This window comes from Pseudomonas sp. GW821-FHT01C01, assembly GCF_059422645.1.
This window is the reverse complement of record NZ_JBWKXF010000107.1, coordinates 1-1,494: the sequence shown is the minus strand read 5'-3', so window position 1 is coordinate 1,494 and position 1,494 is coordinate 1. Positions and strand designations below refer to the sequence as shown.

The window sequence follows — 1,494 nt, the reverse complement described above, 5'->3', positions numbered from 1 at the left end:
CTTAAGGCCGAGAGCTGATGACGAGTTACCCTTTGGGTGACGAAGTGGTTGATGCCATGCTTCCAAGAAAAGCTTCTAAGCTTCAGGTAACCAGGAACCGTACCCCAAACCGACACAGGTGGTTGGGTAGAGAATACCAAGGCGCTTGAGAGAACTCGGGTGAAGGAACTAGGCAAAATGGCACCGTAACTTCGGGAGAAGGTGCGCCGGTGAGGGTGAAGCATTTACTGCGTAAGCCCACGCCGGTCGAAGATACCAGGCCGCTGCGACTGTTTATTAAAAACACAGCACTCTGCAAACACGAAAGTGGACGTATAGGGTGTGACGCCTGCCCGGTGCCGGAAGGTTAATTGATGGGGTTAGCTAACGCGAAGCTCTTGATCGAAGCCCCGGTAAACGGCGGCCGTAACTATAACGGTCCTAAGGTAGCGAAATTCCTTGTCGGGTAAGTTCCGACCTGCACGAATGGCGTAACGATGGCGGCGCTGTCTCCACCCGAGACTCAGTGAAATTGAAATCGCTGTGAAGATGCAGTGTATCCGCGGCTAGACGGAAAGACCCCGTGAACCTTTACTATAGCTTTGCACTGGACTTTGAATTTGCTTGTGTAGGATAGGTGGGAGGCTTTGAAGCGTGGACGCCAGTTCGCGTGGAGCCATCCTTGAAATACCACCCTGGCAACTTTGAGGTTCTAACTCAGGTCCGTTATCCGGATCGAGGACAGTGTATGGTGGGTAGTTTGACTGGGGCGGTCTCCTCCTAAAGAGTAACGGAGGAGTACGAAGGTGCGCTCAGACCGGTCGGAAATCGGTCGTAGAGTATAAAGGCAAAAGCGCGCTTGACTGCGAGACAGACACGTCGAGCAGGTACGAAAGTAGGTCTTAGTGATCCGGTGGTTCTGTATGGAAGGGCCATCGCTCAACGGATAAAAGGTACTCCGGGGATAACAGGCTGATACCGCCCAAGAGTTCATATCGACGGCGGTGTTTGGCACCTCGATGTCGGCTCATCACATCCTGGGGCTGAAGCCGGTCCCAAGGGTATGGCTGTTCGCCATTTAAAGTGGTACGCGAGCTGGGTTTAGAACGTCGTGAGACAGTTCGGTCCCTATCTGCCGTGGACGTTTGAGATTTGAGAGGGGCTGCTCCTAGTACGAGAGGACCGGAGTGGACGAACCTCTGGTGTTCCGGTTGTCACGCCAGTGGCATTGCCGGGTAGCTATGTTCGGGAAAGATAACCGCTGAAAGCATCTAAGCGGGAAACTTGCCTCAAGATGAGATCTCACTGGGACCTTGAGTCCCCTGAAGGGCCGTCGAAGACTACGACGTTGATAGGTTGGGTGTGTAAGCGCTGTGAGGCGTTGAGCTAACCAATACTAATTGCCCGTGAGGCTTGACCATATAACACCCAAGCAATTTGCTGACCTGAAAAGGCACCAGATTGCGGTGTGTGAAGACGCAATGAACCGAAAGTTCGAGATACTCACAAAACACC

The 1,494-nt window shown here is 53.0% G+C and carries 1 rRNA gene (only partly in view); it reads left to right on the top strand.

Annotated elements, in window-relative coordinates:
• A 23S ribosomal RNA gene (locus AC07XF_RS28825) occupies positions 1–1,400 on the top strand (it extends 1,570 nt beyond the left edge of the window).
• Positions 1,401–1,494: the final 94 nt, after the last annotated feature.